Origin of the sequence: Metabacillus arenae (assembly GCF_014773385.1) — a bacterium.
Classification (GTDB): domain Bacteria; phylum Bacillota; class Bacilli; order Bacillales; family Bacillaceae; genus Metabacillus_D; species Metabacillus_D arenae.
The window spans coordinates 73,404-94,016 of the sequence record NZ_JACXAI010000012.1 but is presented as its reverse complement, the minus strand read 5'-3'; the positions used below and the strand labels follow the sequence as shown (position 1 = coordinate 94,016).

Annotated in this window: 17 protein-coding genes and 1 riboswitch; of the genes, 2 read left to right on the top strand and 15 right to left on the bottom strand. The window is 39.3% G+C overall.

The window, feature by feature from the left end; all coding sequences use genetic code 11:
• Nucleotides 1-5: 5 nt before the first annotated feature.
• From cysI to IC621_RS11250, 9 genes are all read right to left on the bottom strand, one after another.
• Nucleotides 6-1,718 carry an assimilatory sulfite reductase (NADPH) hemoprotein subunit gene (cysI, locus tag IC621_RS11290; protein WP_191158411.1) on the bottom strand — a complete coding sequence of 571 codons (1,713 nt, stop codon included), beginning with the start codon at nucleotides 1,716-1,718 and terminating at the stop codon, nucleotides 6-8.
• 25 nt (nucleotides 1,719-1,743) lie between these two features.
• Entirely contained in the window at nucleotides 1,744-3,564 is a 1,821-nt protein-coding gene (locus IC621_RS11285; protein WP_191158410.1) for an assimilatory sulfite reductase (NADPH) flavoprotein subunit, read from the bottom strand.
• Between the two features lie 524 nt (nucleotides 3,565-4,088).
• Complete coding sequence (locus IC621_RS11280) at nucleotides 4,089-4,199, bottom strand: methionine/alanine import family NSS transporter small subunit (protein WP_191158409.1); 111 nt, start codon at nucleotides 4,197-4,199, stop codon at nucleotides 4,089-4,091.
• 2 nt (nucleotides 4,200-4,201) lie between these two features.
• Complete coding sequence (locus IC621_RS11275) at nucleotides 4,202-5,710, bottom strand: sodium-dependent transporter (protein ID WP_191158408.1); 1,509 nt, start codon at nucleotides 5,708-5,710, stop codon at nucleotides 4,202-4,204.
• Nucleotides 5,711-5,963: 253 nt separating this feature from the next.
• Nucleotides 5,964-7,520, bottom strand: coding sequence for a Na+/H+ antiporter NhaC family protein (locus IC621_RS11270; protein ID WP_191158407.1), 1,557 nt, complete (start codon nucleotides 7,518-7,520; stop codon nucleotides 5,964-5,966).
• A gap of 153 nt (nucleotides 7,521-7,673) precedes the next feature.
• Nucleotides 7,674-7,863: riboswitch (Lysine riboswitch) on the bottom strand.
• 65 nt (nucleotides 7,864-7,928) lie between these two features.
• Nucleotides 7,929-8,684, bottom strand: a complete 756-nt coding sequence (yunB, locus tag IC621_RS11265; RefSeq protein WP_224752464.1) for a sporulation protein YunB — start codon at nucleotides 8,682-8,684, stop codon at nucleotides 7,929-7,931.
• A gap of 464 nt (nucleotides 8,685-9,148) precedes the next feature.
• Complete coding sequence (locus tag IC621_RS11260) at nucleotides 9,149-9,451, bottom strand: YunC family protein (RefSeq protein ID WP_191158405.1); 303 nt, start codon at nucleotides 9,449-9,451, stop codon at nucleotides 9,149-9,151.
• A 133-nt stretch (nucleotides 9,452-9,584) separates the two neighbouring features.
• Complete coding sequence (locus IC621_RS11255; protein WP_191158404.1) at nucleotides 9,585-11,039, bottom strand: bifunctional metallophosphatase/5'-nucleotidase; 1,455 nt, start codon at nucleotides 11,037-11,039, stop codon at nucleotides 9,585-9,587.
• A 164-nt stretch (nucleotides 11,040-11,203) separates the two neighbouring features.
• Nucleotides 11,204-12,055 carry a DUF72 domain-containing protein gene (locus IC621_RS11250; RefSeq protein ID WP_191158403.1) on the bottom strand — a complete coding sequence of 284 codons (852 nt, stop codon included), beginning with the start codon at nucleotides 12,053-12,055 and terminating at the stop codon, nucleotides 11,204-11,206.
• A gap of 145 nt (nucleotides 12,056-12,200) precedes the next feature.
• Here IC621_RS11250 and IC621_RS11245 point away from each other — a divergent pair, with 145 nt between their 5' ends.
• Both IC621_RS11245 and IC621_RS11240 read left to right on the top strand, forming a co-directional pair.
• Nucleotides 12,201-12,830, top strand: a complete 630-nt coding sequence (locus IC621_RS11245; RefSeq protein WP_191158402.1) for a VC0807 family protein — start codon at nucleotides 12,201-12,203, stop codon at nucleotides 12,828-12,830.
• Nucleotides 12,831-13,053: 223 nt separating this feature from the next.
• Entirely contained in the window at nucleotides 13,054-13,647 is a 594-nt protein-coding gene (locus IC621_RS11240) for a TetR/AcrR family transcriptional regulator (protein ID WP_191158401.1), read from the top strand.
• A 147-nt stretch (nucleotides 13,648-13,794) separates the two neighbouring features.
• On the opposite strand, the gene sufB is transcribed toward IC621_RS11240, so the two are convergent.
• The 6 genes from sufB to IC621_RS11210 all read right to left on the bottom strand — a co-directional run bounded on the left by sufB (nucleotide 13,795) and on the right by IC621_RS11210 (nucleotide 20,588).
• Entirely contained in the window at nucleotides 13,795-15,192 is a 1,398-nt protein-coding gene (gene sufB, locus IC621_RS11235) for a Fe-S cluster assembly protein SufB (RefSeq protein ID WP_191158400.1), read from the bottom strand.
• 37 nt (nucleotides 15,193-15,229) lie between these two features.
• A complete protein-coding gene (gene sufU, locus IC621_RS11230) occupies nucleotides 15,230-15,667 on the bottom strand; it encodes a Fe-S cluster assembly sulfur transfer protein SufU (protein WP_191158399.1) in 438 nt (145 codons plus the stop codon).
• Nucleotides 15,657-16,877, bottom strand: coding sequence for a cysteine desulfurase (locus IC621_RS11225; RefSeq protein ID WP_191158398.1), 1,221 nt, complete (start codon nucleotides 16,875-16,877; stop codon nucleotides 15,657-15,659). Before IC621_RS11225 ends, sufU begins: the two co-directional genes overlap by 11 nt.
• Nucleotides 16,877-18,187: a Fe-S cluster assembly protein SufD gene (sufD, locus tag IC621_RS11220; protein ID WP_191158397.1), complete on the bottom strand. Its 1,311-nt coding sequence runs from the start codon at nucleotides 18,185-18,187 to the stop codon at nucleotides 16,877-16,879. Before sufD ends, IC621_RS11225 begins: the two co-directional genes overlap by 1 nt.
• Nucleotides 18,188-18,204: 17 nt before the next feature.
• A complete protein-coding gene (sufC, locus tag IC621_RS11215; RefSeq protein ID WP_191158396.1) occupies nucleotides 18,205-18,990 on the bottom strand; it encodes a Fe-S cluster assembly ATPase SufC in 786 nt (261 codons plus the stop codon).
• A 1,214-nt stretch (nucleotides 18,991-20,204) separates the two neighbouring features.
• Nucleotides 20,205-20,588: a carboxymuconolactone decarboxylase family protein gene (locus IC621_RS11210; protein WP_191158395.1), complete on the bottom strand. Its 384-nt coding sequence runs from the start codon at nucleotides 20,586-20,588 to the stop codon at nucleotides 20,205-20,207.
• Between the last annotated feature and the right edge of the window lie 25 nt (nucleotides 20,589-20,613).

The window sequence follows — 20,613 nt, the reverse complement described above, 5'->3', positions numbered from 1 at the left end:
TTTCATCAATCATGAAAATTCATACCGTCTGTCACTGCTTTAACAACGCCGGAACGGATGACAAAGTCACCGAAATTCTCGTTTTCATGGCGTTCTTTTGCGTAGCGGGAAAGAAGCACACTTAGTTCGCTCAAAATTTCTTCTTCACCGATGTTTTCTCGGTACATTTTGCTTAGGCGGCTACCGTCAAAGGCTGCGCCGAGATACATATTGTATTTGCCTGGAGCTTTGCCGATAAAGCCAATTTCACCGAGTGCATGGCGTGCACAGCCGTTCGGGCAGCCAGTCATACGGATCGTAATTTCTTCATTCCGCAGACCGTTTTCATCGACAATTGCATCAATCTTATCAAGTAATTTCGGCAAATAACGTTCTGCTTCAGCCATCGCGAGTCCGCACGTCGGAAGAGCGACACACGCCATTGAGCTACGGCGGAGTGCTGAATGATGCTTTCCATCAGTTAAACCAAATTGTTCAATCAGTTCGTTAATCTTTTTCTTTTTTTGGCTTGATACATTGGCAATGATTAGATTTTGATTTGCGGTCAGACGGAATTCTCCTTTATGAATTTTTGCGATTTCACGCAAACCGGTCATCAGCTTGTAATCATCAAAATCTGCCACACGCCCTCCTTCAACAAAAAGCGTAAAATGCCACTTTCCTTTAATTCCTTTTACCCAGCCATAACGGTCGCCGTTATTATCGAAATGATACGGCTTCGCTTCATCCAAATTCCAGCCGAGACGATTTTCCAGTTCATCCTTGACTGTTTCGAGACCAAGACGATCAACTGTGTACTTAAACCGGGCATTTTTGCGGACAGAGCGGTTTCCGTAGTCACGTTGAATCGTAATGACTTTTTCCGCCACATCATACATTTGATCCGGCCTGCAGAAGCCGATTACTTTGGCGAGTTGCGGGTAGGTCGCTTTGTCGCCATGCGTCATGCCCATACCGCCGCCGATCGCCACGTTAAATCCTATAAGCCTGCCATCTTCAACAACCGCAATAAAACCAAGGTCCTGTGAAAAAACATCAATGTCATTTGATGGCGGAACAGCGATCCCGATCTTAAACTTCCGCGGCAAATAAAGCGTTCCGTACATCGGTTCGACTACTTCCGGCGTGCCAGCTACTTTTTCCTCATCCAGCCAAATTTCGTGATACGCTCTTGTGCGAGGTAATAAATCATCACTCAATTTTTTTGACCATTCATAAACTTCGGAATGGATTTCAGATTGATATGGATTCGCGGCACACATCACGTTCCGGTTTACATCTCCGCAAGCCGCAATCGTATCCAGCATAGATGCATGGATTTCTTGTATCGTTTTTTTCATATTCCATTTTAAAATACCATGCAATTGAAACGTCTCGCGAGTTGTCAGTTTTAATGTGCCATTGGCGTATTTTTGGGCAAGCTCGTCCATGACAAGCCATTGATCAGGCTGTGCAACACCACCCGGCAGACGAACGCGAAGCATAAACTGATACGCTGGTTCAAGCTTTTGTTTTTGACGCTCATTGCGAAGATCCCTGTCATCCTGCAAATAGCTGCCATGATGTTTCATCAAACGGTTGTCATCGTCAGGAATTCCAGCACTGATCCGATCCAGCATCACTTCCTTCAGCGTGCCGCGCAAATAGTTACTCTCTTTTTTAATACGCTCAACATCGCTTGGCTTGCCATCCGGTGCTTTTAATATTTTGTTCACCATGTTGAAAAACTCCTTTCAATCAAAATTAGTATACATCACGTTGGTAACGTTTTTGTTGCTGCATGTCTGCTAGATAGTCTTCCGCTTGTTCACTGCTCATGCCGCCTTCTTTTTCGATAATCTTAAGTAATGTTTGATGAACGTCATGGGCCATTTTCTTCTCATCTCCACAAATGTAAACGGCTGCTCCTTCTTGAAGCCATTCGAACAATTCTTTGCTATGTTCAAGCATACGGTTTTGCACATAGACTTTTTCATCCGTGTCACGAGAAAACGCTACATCCATTTTAGTCAGCACACCGTCTTTCAGCCAATTTTGCCATTCGGTCTGATAAAGGAAATCGGTCACGAAATGCTGGTCACCGAAGAACAACCATGATTTTCCTTCTGCACCAGTTTCTTCACGCTCCTGCATAAAAGATCGGAACGGCGCAATACCTGTTCCCGGTCCAACCATGATAATTGGTCTATCTGGGTCATTTGGCAGCTTAAAGTTTTGGTTATGCTGAATGTAAACAGGCAGCGTGTCCCCTGGCTGCAGACGTTCTGCGCATAAAATAGAGCAAACACCTTTTCTTTCTCGTCCGTGTGTCTCATACCGAACGGAACCGATAGTCAAATGCACTTCATCTGGATTCGCGGATAAGCTGCTCGCAATTGAATAAAGTCGGGCCGGCATTTTCCGAAGAATGGTGATAAGCTCTTGTGCAGATACACCCCAAGGACCAAAATCGCGGACCAAATCAAGCAAATCGCGCCCATCAAGATACCCTTTTAATTTTTCTTCATTGCCCGTCGATAAAAGCTCCCGTAAATCCTCATTCCCTGAAAGCTTGGCAGCCTGTTCAAGAAGTGGTTTTGTTAAAACTGTAATTTCAAAGTGAGAGATCAGTGCCTCTCTAAGCGGACGAACGTCCCCCTGTTTGTTAACCGTCACGATTTCTTCAGGATCCCATTTCATTTCCTCAAGAAGCATATCTACAAGAGCTGGATCGTTTTCCGGATAGACACCAATACTGTCACCTGGTGCAAATGTTAGACCTGATCCTTCAAGAGATAGCTCAACGTGGCGCGTTTCTTTATTTGAGCCGCGGCCGTTCAAATTTAAATTTTCTAACACCTCCGCTTTAAACGGATTTGTTCTAGAATACTCAGCTACACTTCCTTGTGGTGCTGCTGCCTGGGGAGGAGCACTACTTACTCCCTGCGCTTCACTTAAGCCGGCAAAGACTCCTTCAAGCCATTCTGCTGCTGGCTCATCATAGTCAAGGTCGCAATCAACACGCGGAGAAAGGCGTTTGCCGCCAAGCTCTTCAAGGCGCTGATCGAATTCTTTTCCAGTTTGACAGAAAAATTCATACGAGCTGTCTCCAAGCGACAAAACAGAAAAGCGAAGTTCGTCAAGCTTTGGAGCCCGTCTGCCATGAAGAAACTCATGGAAAGAAAGTGCGTTATCCGGAGGATCACCTTCTCCATGTGTACTCACGACAATAAGAAGATTTTGGACTTTCTTCAAATTGTTCGGCTTAAAATCACTCATAGAAGAAACGGTTACTTGAAAACCATTCTCCTCAAGCTTCTTGCCTGTATTTTCTGCAAGCCCTTGGGCATTGCCCGTTTGGGATCCGTAAAGAATAGTTACTTCTTTTGAAATAGTCTGCCCGGTGCTTTCGGCAGAAGGTTCTCCCGCAGGGGTTTCTTGGGTTCCCTGAAAGGATGCAGACTGGGCCGCGGATAGATAACCGCTCAACCAGATTTTTTGTGATTCTGTCAAGGTCGGCAGAAGACGATTTAGGAGCTCTGCCTGCTCCTGATTAAAGGGACTGTTCATTACCTGAAGTTGCAACAATATCCACCTCACAAAATAATATAAACTTTATCGTACATCCATCATTTTATAAATAATGACTGTTTTCACTAATTTTTCCCATTCATTTATCAGTGAAAAAATGATTAATATTATCATATAACCACTATTCCTATAAATCAAGTGGGTTATAATAACATAAAACTTATAAGGAGAATTGTAATATCCCTTAAATTGTTTATTGAAACTACTTTGAAAAAATAAACCTATACTTATGAGCTTGCAGCAAAATAAGAACATCTAACTGATCTACATCTTGCAAATTCGATCACAAGAGTAGAGTTAAGATGTCAGAATGAACCGCATAAAGAAACAGACTAACAACCATAGAGGCTTGCCGTGTTTCTTTTAGCAGCATAGTCTGTGAAATGAGCTTTTTTAGCTGATTATTTAAACTAAACACCGACAATTATACTTTAACACGTTATCTCTTTTTGAACTTAAAAATTTTGATACTTTAAAAAATTTAAGCTGGCAGCAAGCCGCCAGCTTTTTTACTTGATTTAGGATTTACTCTGTTTAGCTTTAACAACTGCATTTGTAATGCTGGCTATTAATCCTCCCCAAATAATAACCATACCTATGACCATCATTGTAATAGCTCCGCCGCTCATTATTAGGAAACCCCCTTGTCATTAGAAACTGAGGCTGGATGTTCTTTTTTCCACTTAATGGCTGAAAAAGCTATGCCAATGATGATGACTGCAAGTGCTACTAACCAACCCCATTGAATCAAGAATGCAATTGGATAACCTCCATAAGGAGTTGTTAAATTAATTCTGAAGTTATCAATCATCATCCATCCTAATACAATTGGTGTAATAACCGTAAGACAAATTCTCCACCACGTACCTAGTTGAATATCTGAAATTCCATTTGCATGTGATTGAAGATTTTTTAATTCTTTTGCCACCCAGGCAACTAGGATAACCTGAACTAAACCTGCAAGTGTAATTCCAAATGTATTGATAAAGTAGTCAACGCTGTCTAAGAAATTTAAGCCGCCTCTTGTTGCATAAATAAGTGAGAGCAGGGCTGAGATTCCTCCGCCAATTAAAACAGATTTTGTTCTGGATATTCCGAATTTATCCTGCAGGCCTGCGACAAACGTTTCTACGATCGAAATTAAAGATGTTAATCCTGCCAATACGATTGAGGCAAAGAAAAGGAAGCCAAATAACCCATTGAAAGCAGGAAACTCATTAATAATTTGCGGAAATACGACGAATGCTAACCCGACCCCTGCTTCTACAACATCCTGAACCGGGACACCTTGTTGGGCAGCCATAAATCCTAATGCGCTAAAGACGCCAATACCCGCTAATAATTCAAAACCGGAATTTGCAAATCCAGTAATAAAGGCATTGTTTGTAATATCTGATTTTTTAGGAAGATAACTTGAATAAGTAACCATAATAGCAAAAGCAATCGATAAGCTAAAGAAAATTTGTCCGTAAGCTGCTACCCAAACACTTGCATCCATGATTCTGCTCCAATCAGGACTGAAGAAAGACTGTAAGCCCTCTGTTGCCCCATCTAATGTGACAGCACGGATACATATGATAAGAAACATAACGACTAAAGTCGGTATGAAAATTTTATTTGCCTTTTCAATTCCTTTTTTAACACCTGCAAATAAAATCCCTAAGGTTACCACCCATATAATAACTAAAGGAATTAACACGCTTGGCACTATACCGCCAAACTCCCCTGGTGCAGCTAATTGAAGATGTTTTTCAAATAAGAATGCCGCTGGGTCATCTCCCCAAGTCAAGTTAAATGAGAAGACAGAATAAGAAGCAGCCCAAGCTAAGATGACGGCATAATAAGTAGATATAACAAATGCAATTCCAACCTGCCACCAGCCAAGCCATTCAAATTTTTTATTTACCCTTGCATAGGTCATAGGAGCAGAACCTCGATACTTGTGACCCAAAGTAAACTCTAAAATAAGCAAAGGTATACCTGCTGTTAATAGGGCAAACAAATACGGTAAAAAGAATGCTCCTCCTCCATTCTCATAAGCTACGGCAGGAAAACGCCAAATGTTTCCCAAACCCACGGCAGAACCAACTGCTGCTAATATAAAGCCGGCCCGTGTCCCCCATTGCGGACGATTTTCCATAAGTTTGACCTCCTTGTTAATCCAACTTTGTCTTACACCTTAAGAACAGTTGGAAATTAACCAATATTCAGATTATTCTCTATAACTATACATAGTATATATGGACATTATGCCTATGTCAAAATAAAAATTTTCGAAAATACTATTTTAAAATGATAATTTTTACCTAGAGATTCATGTCCATGTTAAGATCAGATTTTGCTAACTCAATTTTAAAAAACAGAAGCCTTGATAAGACTTCTGCTTTCCTTATTTATGATGATGCTGTTCTTTTTTTATAAATGATGACAAAGACGGCAAGTAAGCCTAGAGTCACAAATAGACCTAATATGATACTTCCTGTAAAGCCCAGGATTAAATAGCCGATAGCCGCTATTGCCCCGCTTAAGATGGCATATGGCAATTGAGTCACAACATGGTCAATATGATGACTTCCTGCACCTGTAGAGGAAAGGATGGTTGTATCAGAGATTGGTGAACAATGATCCCCTAAAACGGCTCCAGCCAAAACAGCAGCCATTGCAGGCAGGATCATTGAGATGTCTGTTGCAGCCGTTATTTCTCCTGCGATCGGAAGCATAATTCCAAATGTTCCCCATGATGTTCCTGTAGCAAATGCCATAATGCCTCCCAGCAAAAATAATATGACGGGCAGATAGGCAGTATCCATATTAGATTGCTTTACTAGTCCAGCTAAATATTCACCAGTTCCGACTTGCCCTATTAAATCAACAATTACCCAGGCAAATATTAAGATATAGATAGCGGGCAGCATCGATTTTGCTCCGTGAAGAAAGCCTTTTGGAAGATAAGAACTGTTTATTCCTTTCATAAAATACAGGATGAGAGTGACAACAAGTCCGATCAATGCACCATAGACTAGTGATTTGGCCACATCTGTATATTCAAACATGGTAATAAGAGTTGCTTCCACTCCCTCTTCGCCTTGCAAGCCTTGATATCCAGTCCAAAGCATAGAAGTTACAGTTCCAATGACTAACGTAATGATTGGCCATACTAAATTTCCAATCGATCCTTTTTCACTTACTGGGAGCTCCTCCTTTAAATCACCAAGCGGCTGCTTGTTTGGATCGAAAACAACACCTTCTTCTTTCGCTCTTGTCTCATGCACTTTCATGCTGCCGATATTGATCTCAAAATAAGCGACTACCAATACCATTAAAAGAGCTGCTACCACATAAAAATTCATAGGAATCATCATCATAAAAGCAGACAATGGTGTATATTCTGTTACCCCGTGTGCCGCTAAAATTGAACCGATCATCGCAATGATATAAGCTCCCCAGCTGGATATCGGCGATACCACACACACAGGTGCAGATGTGGAATCAATAATATAAGCAAGCTTTGCTCGTGAAACTCCTTGTCTATCTGTAATCGGCCTGCTTATCTGTCCAACTGCCAAGGCATTAAAATAATCATCAATAAAGATTAAAATACCCAAAAATGCGGCAGTAAACTGAGCTCCAGCACGAGATTTCACTCTCTTTTGAGCCCATTCTCCAAATGCCCTGCTCCCTCCTGAAATCGAAATGAGAGCCGTTATTATACCTAATAAGATTAAAAAAAGCAGGATAAAAATATTCCATGTATTCAATCCGCCATCAGCAACAAAAATGGTTTTAATTGCTTCTATAATAACCTTAATTGTATCAATGAGGGAAAAGTTAGCTAGAATTAGGGCAGCAGATAAAATACCAACTCCAAGAGAGAGTAACACCCTTCTCGTCAGCAGAACCATCAAAATCGCGATGATAGGCGGGATGATAGAAAAAATAGTGCCTGACATATAAAACCTCCTAAAATTTTGATAGGGAGGGCACTACTCGTTTTGTAGGATCATTGCAAGAGGAATAATTGAAGACAAATAAAAAAGAGTAACGATAGAAAATAACTATCATTACTCTGCACATTTTAGCAAAATAATATGTTATCCTCCATCACGATCAGTAGCCCTCCATTATAGAAACCTAATTCGTTTCCATAATGACAGTGTTACCCTTATTCAAGGCAACCCCAGCAATACATAAGCTTGACGCTTATCCATGCTTCGGCGAAAAAGCCTTTCAACAATGATCACAGTTGTCATCCTCACATTGTGTACTCATCTTTGACGCACCTCTACCTCATCCGTGAGATAAGGTGAAGTATTCATTTTTACTGTATGAATTATATCAGTAAATTATGATTCTAGCAACTAGTCGCCTGAAGGTATTTCAATAGACGGGGAGCTGTCTCCGCCTCCATTAAAGAAATTCGGCACGTCTCCTGGAATTATTCTATTAACAACAGGAATCGTGTTCTCAACAGTAGCCATTTGAGTTTCAAATGGGACTACAACTTGGACATTCACTTTGATATGAATCGACACCCTTATTGCCGCATTATTAATACCATATTCCTCAATAGTATTTGTCACATCAGAAATTACGTTTCCTACCACATAAAATCGTACGGGGATTCTAGGTCCCAAGTTTCCTAGTAGAGCATTATTGGTTGCCTGGCCTAAAGGAATATAATAAATGATCCCGTCTTCATCAGGACCCGATGCTTCAAACTCCTCATCCGGCAGCTCCAAAAGCTCTACATTTCCCTTTTCAGCTTCCTGTAATTCTTGCTGGACCCGATTCGTTATTTTAGCTTGCATACTATTTATGAGATGTGTATCAAGATTCACAGAGGTTATTTTCCCATCTTTGTCTTTTTCTACTGAAATGATTTTACCTGTATTTTTTCCCTCTTCGACTTGCTTATTAACAGCATTATTTATGACCAAAGTAGCTATTCGCTTTGTTTCTGTTTCTGCGACACTTACGAGAGTCGGCTCTAATCCCCGGTTAATCAACCATAAGCCAAGTGTAGTTAATAAAATGAAAAACACAAAGCTTAATAATAGGAGATAACGAAAAGGTAAAGGCCCTCTCCGCGGCAAGAGGCCGTGAAATTTTGCCAAGTCAATCCCCCCTTTACAAGCTATGTTTATGCAGGCAAGAAGGGATATAGGCATGTTTTTGTAAAGCGACAGATAAGCAGCCAAATCTCAGTGGTATGATAATCGGAAGGAAATTATCCAAGTGGATGTGTTTCAGGTTTGGCAGGCTGAACAACCGATGAAATGTCACATTTATAAATGGGCAGCTCCTATCCAGCTAAAACCACAATTGAAGTCTTCAACTCTGATTTTCTTCAAATCTACAGTTCAATTTCCTAAGAAAAGCGCAAGCGCCTTGTTCAGCCCCGACAAGCATAAGACGCAAATGAAATGAAGGTGTTCTTTACCTTCAATTCATTTGTGGCTTATGACCTCAGGCGGGCTAGGCGCTGGAGCTAGACACGAAAACTTGGTACAAAAACTTATACTTTCTTATCTTTGAACAAAAAGCAACCAGTCTAACTGGTCGCTTTAATTAAAATTATCTATACCATTTTTAAAAGCGCTTCTTTCCCAGACATCCCAACATGAATTCCGATGTTTTCAGCCTCTATTGTTATGGACTCTAGGGGAGCTTCGATAAGTTGTTCAATTGTGCGCACCCCAACGGCACGTCCTGCAATGATCCCTCTATCTTTTAATTTTTCATTTAATAAAGCAACATCTAATGCCCCGCACATAATATATCCCCTGTCATTTGTCACTGCCATAAAGTTTGTTTTAGGCAGTTTGACTGTTATGGCTGTAAATTGATGATCCCCGATAACAACTGGAGTCATTGTGACCATTTGCGTTTCACACTCCCTTCCTAATCTACTGTATGAAGGAAGGGGGTATGTTTGTATAGGTTAACGCATAGGATTTGTACAATTTTTCGGGAATAGGAAAAAGATACGATGCCAAACAAGAAAAGTACAGTTATTATATCGTTTTGGGTTTTCCGGCAGAGCTCAAAGTTGATTTTGAATCCAAATCAATTTTGAATTGTTGAATGGATTTAAGCTTCCATTCTAATAAATCCCTTAGAAATTCAGGCATAAAATAGGTCTTTTTATCTGCATGACTAATAACGGGGTAAAGCGGACCAAGTGTGAACATATCCACAGTTGCCACTCCATATAGCTTATCAGGATCAAGCGGTTGACCATTTACTAAAATTGAGGTGACATGCATTTCCCCATCATCCAGCTTTTCCTTAACAACATCAATTCCATCATATACCATCTGTCCCATGACCTTCCCCCGAAATCCAAGTCCTTTAAGACGCAGATGTTCCATTTTTTCTGTGCTCGCTTGCAAAATGACCTCCTTAAGCTCATCTCCTTTTAGAAAGACTTTGCACGGGTTTATTGGGTGGGGACAAATTCGATGCAAATCCCCTTTTGTCACAGGTCCTGCCGGAAGAGGCGCAAGCAGCATTCCAGCGTTCACCATAGCAACCTCCCCTTGGCACCATTCCTTTATTGAGGAGACTAATATGCTAGTAAAGTCTGAGCTTTCAAACCACTCTAAGGGAATGGCTTCATGTAAATGGACGATTTCCTTTGAAAGAATGCATCGGCTTTCTTTCTCTTTCTTTTGCAGCCAAGCTTCCGTTGTCTTACATGTTTGCGATAAGTTAATCATCTCTTCTACCCGTGCTTTTTTTTTCAGCAAATGGAAATTTTCTTTTTCATAAGTTATCTCTATGCACCCTACGTAATGCCCGTATTTTTCAGCCCCGCCTAAAAGTACACCATTAATGAATTTCCCATCACAAAGTAGATGGTGAGTATGGGCCCCTAAAATAAGGTCGATATCCGGAAATTCATTAGCCATTATTTCATCATCACTTATACCTAAGTGGGACATTAATACAACAAGATCAACCTGGTCCTTTATCGCAAATAGGGATTCCTGAACGGCTTGAAACGGATCTTTGATTTGCCATCCAAGCTGCTTATAAAATTTCTCATAAAAAACAGTGACTCCTATTAATCCAATTTTATATCCAGTTTTCAACTCGATAATGTGATACGGCTTCATCCATTCTGGCCTTTGCTTAAGCTCATCAAATAGATTGGAAAGGACGACGGTGAAATCGGCCTCTTTGTAAAGGCTGTTTAATGTCTCGTAGGATAGAGTAATTCCTTCATTATTTCCTATCGTAACTGCATCAAATTGTAATTGATTTAACAATTCAACATTTGCTTTTCCTTCCGTAGCTTCTGTAATAGGATGAAATCGATCGACGTGATCTCCAATATCAAGCAGAAGATAGTCTTCTCCGTTTTCATCATGGTGTCTCTTTCTCTCATTTAAATAATGAACTATTTTAGGCCAGTTTTCAAAATGACTATGTAAATCATTTACATGATAGATATAAAGCTTTTTCAAACGGGGAACCTCCTCTCCTCGGAATAGATGTCAGGAAAAGAATTAAAAGCTTAACTCCGGCTACTCAAAAATCGTGATGATGACATATCGAAGCCAGCTAAGCTTCCAACAGCTCCAGCATGCTAAATCCAACTGTTATTAACAACCTGAGAACACTTTTCTTTCTAACTGAAAAAGTCAAGTTGTCTTGAAGCCAGCCCTTCATATTCAACATTTAATAAGGATATCATCTGTTTTGCATTGTCAGCTGCATCCCCACCTGAATTGTTGTTAAACAATACATAAAGATTTGGACATTCTTCTTTTAAAGCTAACAGATTTTTCTTCCACTCCATTAATTCTGTTTCAGTATAGCGGTACAGATATCTTACATCCCTCCACTCTTGGCCTTTCCCAGGCTTTGTCCAACCATGTTTATTTCTGCCGTGAAAGCGGATGAGAGTTTTTTCAGGATGTGTACTTTTTAATACAGTTGGAATACTGCCAGATCCAGCTTGTGGTTCATCACAAATACTATGAATCCACTCTTCGTTTTTCATAAAAGAAAGCGTCCGCTCATAGTATTCGGGGAGGAACCAAGAACGGTTTCTAAACTCAAGTGCTACCGGAAAGTCTTTCATCTGCTCACGACACCAACGAATATAGTCAACATTCTCCCGTTTGCAATCAAACCACGGAGGAAATTGAAATAGAACCAATGCCAGCTTGTTTGCTTCCTTATAACCAGTCAGGGATTGGTTAAAGGCTGTAAACATTTCTCCCATTGATTCAAATGGAATCTCTCCCCTTTGATGACCTGTCATTCCTTGATAAGTTTTTACAATAAACTGAAATGTTTCAGGAGTATCTGAAACCCATTTCTCGATATTACTCCTCGGCTGAATCGCATAGAAGCTTGAATCTACCTCAACGATTGGGAAATGGGCTCCATATTCTTTTAATTTATTGGAATTAGAAGTACCTGAAGAATAAAGAGTATCATGATCTCCCCAACCAGTTACCCCAATATAAATCATAACTTTCACCTCTAAATATTATCATAACCTATCCTTCCATTTTACCGCGAACATTTTGAAAGGGGTTGGATTTGAAACTTCCACATCAAACAATAGACTTTTTTAAAAAGGAAAAATATGTTACCTTGAAAACAGGTGATGAAAATTGAAAAAACATTTAATTTACGGAGATCTTATTTTTTATTTAGCATTGCCTTATCTCATATGGAGGTTTGGTCAAGAACCTCTTGGTGATTATACAGCCATGCTTCTTACTACAGTCCCAGGCATTTTTTATACAATTTATCGGTTTATTTCTGAAAAACAATTTAATGTCACAGGTTTGTTTATTCTTAGTACAATGACGCTTGGGACGATCATTGACCTGATGTCACAATCCGCAGAACGAATGCAATGGAATAATGTTTATTATGGTGTTGCACTCGGATTGTTCTGGCTATTAACCATTTTGTTTAAAAAACCACTTGCCATGTATTTTGCAATAGATATTGCCTATCTTCAAGGACATAATAGGAATGATAGCTATAAGCTTTTTACTATTCCTGATCTTTATCCTTCGTTTTGCTGGCTGACAGCATTATTTGCCATCCGAAACTTTGGCCAAGCAGGATTTAAAGCCTACCTCTTAAATACGATTGGAATCGAGCATTATGATAGAATCTTATTTTATATGAAAGTGTATGGATGGACTTTTTCTGTCATTATCTTTATTAGCTTCCTCTATATTGCAAATAAGATATCTAAATACACTGATCTTACAATACCTAAATCATAATTGGTGGGTAAACGTAAGGCACCAACATCAACAATAGTGTATTACACTTTAAATGTATAACCTATACCATGTTAAGCCATATAATAGCATGCTCCATTGACTCTTTTCATCAATAGAGATCTCACAAAGCATTGACAGGAGATAGAAACGTGTTCATAATTATTTTTGATTGATAAATCAAAAATAATTATGAACAACCAAAAAAATAAAGGTGGAAATATAAATGGAAAACAAACAATATTTGATAGCTGAGGCTCGGAGAGAACAAATCATTAAAGCTGCTATAGAGGTGTTAACAGAAGTTGGGTATGCCAGCACGAGTCTATCCAAAATAGCAAATAAAGCAGATATAAGTACAGGACTTATATCTTATCATTTCTCTGGTAAGGAAGATTTGATGAAAAATACTTTGATGTATTTGGTTCAACATGAGCGAGCCTTTATTAAGGCAAAAGTAGAACAAAAACAAACGCCTATGGAAAAATTAATGGCTTTTATAGAAGCAAGTTTAGCATATCAGGGTACAAACCGTGGAAATAACATCGCTTTACTTGAAATTGTTTTTAATGCTCGCACGCCAAACAACGTCCCTTATTATCTGGTAGAAGTCGATGATGAAGATGTATTAAATGTTTTATTGCAAGAGATTCTTCACAAAGGAAAAGAATCTAAAGAATTTGGTGATTTTGATCCTCAAGTGATTGCGGTTGTCATTCGGGGATCCATATCGGGTTCAATGTTATCACTTAAAAATGGATTAAGCCTCGAAGATTATAGTGAAAAGCTTATAAAGAGCATTTTAAAAATGATTAAATAATAAACCGAAAGTAAGTTATAAAACGTCGGAGGTGAGGGAGTGTTCACAGAAAGACGTCGGCGTAAAACCGCACAAAAATTTTGTGCAGAGCTTATCTGCATAAAAAAACCTTGGCATAATCCTTATTATACCAAGGTTTCTTTGACTTTATCCGATAGAACCTTCCATTTCAAACTTGATTAAACGGTTCATTTCAACTGCATATTCCATCGGCAGTTCTTTTGTGAATGGTTCGATGAAGCCCATTACGATCATTTCAGTTGCTTCTTCTTCTGAAATACCGCGGCTCATCAAGTAGAATAGCTGTTCTTCTGACACTTTTGAAACTTTCGCTTCATGCTCTAACGAAATGTTATCATTCAGAATTTCGTTATAAGGAATTGTATCAGATGTTGATTGGTTATCCATAATTAATGTGTCACATTCGATATTGGAACGGGCACCTTCGGCTTTACGCCCAAAATGGACAATTCCGCGATACGTTACTTTTCCGCCTTGTTTTGAAATAGACTTCGAAACAATCGTAGATGAAGTGTTTGGTGCTAAATGGATCATTTTTGCACCTGCATCCTGATGCTGTCCTTTTCCAGCAAGCGCAATTGATAATGTCATTCCGCGTGCGCCTTCGCCTTTAAGGATAACAGCAGGATATTTCATCGTTAATTTTGAACCAATATTTCCGTCAATCCATTCCATTGTCGCATTCGCTTCGCAAACTGCCCGTTTCGTTACAAGGTTGAAAACGTTGTTTGCCCAGTTTTGAATCGTTGTATAACGGCAGTAGCCGCCATTTTTCACAATAATTTCAACAACTGCACTGTGAAGGGAATTTGTTGTATAAACAGGTGCTGTACACCCTTCCACATAATGGACAGATGCTCCTTCATCAACAATGATCAACGTACGTTCAAATTGACCCATATTCTCAGAGTTGATTCGGAAATACGCTTGAAGTGGAGTATCTACTTTTATGCCCTTTGGCACGTAGATAAATGATCCTCCTGACCAAACCGCCGAGTTTAATGCAGCAAACTTATTATCAGTAGGAGGAATGACTTTTCCCCAGTGCTCACGGAAAATATCTTCATTTTCGCGAAGAGCGCTGTCTGTGTCTTTAAACACAATTCCCATAGACTCAAGGTCTTCTTGCATATTGTGATAAACTACTTCTGATTCATACTGTGCAGAAACCCCAGCAAGATATTTCTGTTCTGCTTCAGGGATACCAAGTTTATCAAACGTACGTTTAATTTCTTCTGGTACTTCGTCCCAAGAACGTTCAGACTTTTCTGATGGTTTCACGTAATACGTGATCTCATCAAAGTTAAGTGCAGCTAAGTCTCCGCCCCACTGTGGCATTGGCATATTATAGAAGTGCTCAAGAGATTTTAGTCGGAAGTCCAGCATCCATTGCGGTTCATCCTTCATTCTTGAAATCTCTTCTACAATCTCTTTTGTCAAGCCACGTTTTGAACGGAAAATGGAAACATCCTTATCAGAAAAACCGTACTTATAATCACCGATTTCAGGCATTTTTTTAGCCATCCATTTTCACTCCAATCTTTTATAAAAAGCTAAATACTTATTTCTCTTTGTTATTAACACCCTTCTCCATTGCTTTCCAGGCTAACGTTGCACATTTAATTCGGGCTGGAAATTTTGAAACACCCTGCAATGCTTCAATATCACCTAAGTCTATGCTATCATCATATTCTTTTCCTTGCATCATGTTGGAAAAGATTTCTGACATTTTTAACGCTGTTTCAATATCCTGGCCTTTTACGGCCTGAGTCATCATTGAGGCTGATGCCATTGAGATTGAGCAGCCTTCCCCATCGAATTTTGCATCCGTCACTTTTCCATCATCAACCTTCAGTGTCAAATGGATCCGGTCGCCACAGGTAGGATTGTTCATATCGACTGTCAAACTGTCGTCAAGAGAACCCTTATTTCGCGGGTTTTTGTAATGATCCATGATGACTTGCCGGTATAGTGTATCTAAATTGACATTAGAAGACATTTGAAAAGTACTCCTTTGTTTTGATTACTCCTTCGACAAGCTTATCAACTTCTTCTTCCGTGTTATACAGATAGAAGCTGGCCCGTGCAGTGGAAGAAACCTTGAGCCATTTCATTAGCGGCTGTGCACAATGATGCCCTGCTCTTACCGCAATTCCTTCTGCATCCAGGATGGTTGCCACATCATGCGGGTGTACATCTTCAATGTTAAATGTAACCAAGCCAGCGCGTTCTTTTGGGCCGTAAATGGTTAGACCTTCAACTTCAGACAAACGTTCTATGGCATAGCCGGCTAATTTGTGTTCATGAGCTTCAATCGTATCAAACCCGATATTTTCCAAGAAATCAATAGCTGCTCCCAAACCAATAGCTCCTGCAATAATAGGGGTTCCGGCTTCAAACTTCCATGGAAGCTCTTTCCATGAAGATTCGTAAAGCCCTACAAAATCAATCATTTCCCCGCCGAATTCAGCAGGCTCCATTTTTTCTAAAATAGTCTTTTTACCATACAATACCCCAACTCCGGTCGGACCACACATCTTATGTGCAGAAAAAGCAAAGAAGTCACAATCCAAATCCTGGACATCCACTTTCATGTGTGGAGTACTTTGTGCTCCATCTACAACCATTATGGCTCCTTTTTCATGAGCAACCTTCCCAATTTCTTTAATGGGGTTAATGGTTCCGAGAACATTGGAAACTTGCATAACCGAAACAATTTTTGTATTCTCTGTTACGGTCTTTTTTACATCTTCTAATGCTATCGTTCCGTCCTCTTGAAGAGGAATATATTTTAAAGTTGCACCAGTAGCCTTAGCCGCCTGCTGCCATGGAATAACATTTGCATGATGCTCCATGTGCGTGATGACAATCTCATCACCGGCTTTTAAATAGGCTCTTGCATAACTGATAGCAACTGTATTTAAAGCTGTTGTGGCACCTCTTGTAAATATAACCTCTTCAGTAGAGCCGGCATTAATGAATTTCCGGACTTTTTCACGAGCCCCTTCATATTCATCAGTAGCTTTTGTACCTAAAGTATGGACACCTCTGTGAACATTTGAGTTATAGCCGCGGTAATATTTATCTACCGCCTCTATGACAGACAGCGGCTTCTGAGAAGTCGCTGCGCTGTCAAGATAAACTAGATCCCTGCCATTGACTTGTTGGTCTAGAATCGGAAATAGTTTGCGTATATCCTGGATATTCATTACTTAACTTTCCTTTCAATTACCTCAACCAGCTGTTTTTTTACGCCTTCGATCGGAAGTTCGTTTACAACAGGCGCCAAGAAGCCAAAAATCACTAATCGTTCTGCTTCTTCTCGTGGAATTCCACGGCTCATCAAGTAATAAAGCTGAATTGGATCTACACGGCCAACTGAAGCTGCATGCCCTGCTGTTACATCATCTTCGTCAATAAGCAGGATTGGGTTCGCATCGCCGCGTGCTTTTTCACTAAGCATAAGGACGCGGGACTCTTGTTCTGCGTTTGATTTCGATGCACCGAGCTCAATCTTTCCGATTCCATTAAAGATTGAAGTTGCATTATCTTTGGATACCCCGTGCTTTAAAATATACCCTTCAGAATGTTTACCAAAATGAACAACACTTGTTGTAAAGTTTTGGATTTGCTCCCCGCGGCCAACAGTCACTGTTTTTGTATCGCCAAAAGATCCGTCTCCAATTAAATTGGTAACATTCTCAGAGATTGTATTTCCTTCATTCATCAACCCAAGTGCCCATTCGATTCTTGCATCTCGGCCTGCAATCCCTCTTCTGTTTACATACGTTGTAACACCTTTTGCTAAGTTATCAACTGCTCCATAGGTTACTTTTGCATTTGTATTAGCAAAAACCTCTGTTACTATGTTGAAAATTGATTCCTCTGTTTCTACTGAAGAAATATAATTCTCTACATAAGTAACAGAGCTATTGTCCTCTGCTACCACAATGACATGGTTGAACAAAGTTGTTTCAGGATTTTCATGTACATAGACAGCTTGCAGCGGAGCTTCAACTTCTACATTTTTAGGGACGTAGATAAATGCTCCTCCGTTCACTAAAGCTGCATGTAAAGCTGTAAGACGGTGCTCATCGACTTTTACTCCGTCTTTCATAAAATACTTCTCAACGAGATCGCTATGTTCTTTTGCTGCTGTTTGAATATCTGTGAAAATAACACCTTTTGCTTTTAATTCCTCAGATAAAGTGATATATGCTGGTGTATGATCACGTTGAATATAAAGATTTTTATTTTCTTGCTCTAAATCAATTAATGATTTTACTGTATCATTAAGCTCTTTAAGAGAACCAAGTTTTTCTGTTTCAACAGTATGCTTTTTGAAATTTGTTAGATTCCATTTATCGATTTTCGTTTTATCTGGTTTCGGCATTGGAAGATCTTCCACTTTCGCTAAAGCTTGTAAGCGGAGGTCTTTTAGCCAAGCTGGTTCACTATGCTTGTTTGAAAAGCTTGTGAGATACTCTTGATCGATCGGTAGTTTTATGTCCACTGTCATCATTATCCCCCTAACGCTTACGCTTCTTGGCCAACAGTTTCGTCTTCAATACCAAGTTCTTTTTTAATCCAGTCATAACCCTCTGATTCAAGACGCTGTGCGAGTTCTGGTCCGCCAGATTTAACTACGCGGCCTTGCATCATAACATGTACGTGATCAGGTGAAATGTAATTTAACAAACGCTGATAGTGCGTAATAATTAAGCAGCCAAATTCTTCATTACGCATTTGATTAATACCTTTTGAAACGACTTTTAAAGCATCAATATCAAGACCAGAGTCAATCTCGTCTAAAATAGCAATTTTCGGCTCAATCATCATTAATTGAAGAATTTCGTTGCGTTTTTTTTCTCCGCCGGAAAATCCTTCATTTAAATAGCGTTGAGACATATCCGGATCCATATCTAACTCTTCCATTGCAGAGTCCATTTTACGGATGAATTTCATCAATGAGATTTCTTCACCCTCTTCGCGGCGTGCATTAATAGATGAACGAAGGAAGTCTGCATTCGTTACCCCGCTGATTTCGCTTGGATATTGCATTGCAAGAAACAGACCTGCACGAGCACGTTCATCAACTTCCATTTCTAAAACATCTTCTCCATCTAATGTAATGCTCCCTTTCGTCACCTCATATTTTGGGTGGCCCATAATTGCAGAAGAAAGAGTAGATTTTCCTGTACCGTTCGGTCCCATAATTGCATGGAACTCCCCGCCTTTTATTTCAAGGTTTACACCTTTTAAAATCTCTTTTCCATCAATTTCAACATGTAAGTCTTTAATTGATAAAGTAGAACCTGCCATGCTAATACCTCCAATAATATATCATTTAAGTTTTAATGATTCTCATTTTATTCTCATTCTAATCTTATAACAAATGAAAAGTGAATACAACTTTTTAAGAAGACATCCTCTTCCGATTAAAGGTGTAATACTCTCTATTAGACCTATTTATAAAAATAAAGGATTTTCTCAAAGTTTAAGAAATAGTTGAGAATGTATGTATAGTCCTTTTAGAAGTTTAACACGTTTCGACAATCAGCAAAAGTCTATCCTATGTAATCTACACTAATTTATGTTAACCAAGATTTCTTTTTTATATAATGAAAATTGCAGATCAGGGGTGAGCTGGTGAAAAAAATCGGAGAGCTTTCCTTTGAAGCTCCCATTCTCTTATTTAGATACTCTTTAATCAATAGGATTAGTGAATAATGAAGAGGAAGGATTTATTAGCCTGTATGCTGCAAACACTTCATTCCTTATCCCGTTTACTTGCCACACCTCTTTTTATTCTCCACAATTACCTATTTTCTTTCCCCATCGTGAATTTTACTGGGCGATCTTGTGTTTTATTGGTCTTTTAATATCTGCAATTCAAATTTTTCAGCTCCATCAACGTTCTATTTGCCGCTAAAAGTTTTTTTGTCCCAACTGATTTATCTTCGACATTTTCAGGTATATTGTATATTCGTCGTTTTACTAAAGGTGAAAAGGTTGGTTCAGGTAATCCGTTGGGGATGACAACAACAATTCACTTTTCATACATTTATACGTAAACGCCAATAAGGAATCAGAATTACTCTGATTCCTTATTGTTAGTTTTTATTTAAAGGTCCTGTCCCTAACCATTGTCTGTTGGTTAAGAATGGACTTTGCGATTATGCTCGGCTACAATTCTTTTGCTTTTTTTAAAGTCTTTCTCTCGACTCATTTCAACTTCCATTCTCTTCTCATGCTTTTGGCTGTATTCCGCATATCCAAGATTATGATTTTGCTGCATCGCTTTTTCCATTTCAATCGTGTAATCAAGATTTAGCTTTTCTTGATTTAAAATAACGAATCAACCCTTTCAAGTTTTATCAAACACCTATTATGTTACTACCTTTAAGAATTGATATCAAAGCGGGTATAACTTGATGTATTATCACTGGATAGCTTCATCTTGATTCTATTTTGATTTTGATTCTTACCCTTTTAATTGCTCCCCAATACAAACAATGAGAGCCATTTTCATGCTCTCATTGTTTTAACTGATTTAATTCTGTTACACACTCTTGTACTAATGTGACAGCCTGACTCATGGCAGCCCCACCGCCAAATGCTGCAGTGACCCCTACCGCTTCAAGGATTTCTTGTTCTGATGCTCCATGATCGAGACACCCTTTGGTATGATAGATTATGCAATACTCATCTTGCGAATAGACACTTATTCCAAGTGCTATTAATTGCTTTTCTTTTTGAGAAAGTGTCCCTTCTTGAAAACAGGCTTCTGTAAATGCATTAAAGCGAGTTGCTAAATCAGGCATTTTTTGGGTGAAAATTCCCAGTCCTTCTTTGTAATCGTGCAAGGCTGCTTCTGTTGAATTGCGCGGCTCATGATGTTCCAATTCAATCCACTCCATTCTAATTCATCATAGTTAGTATGTT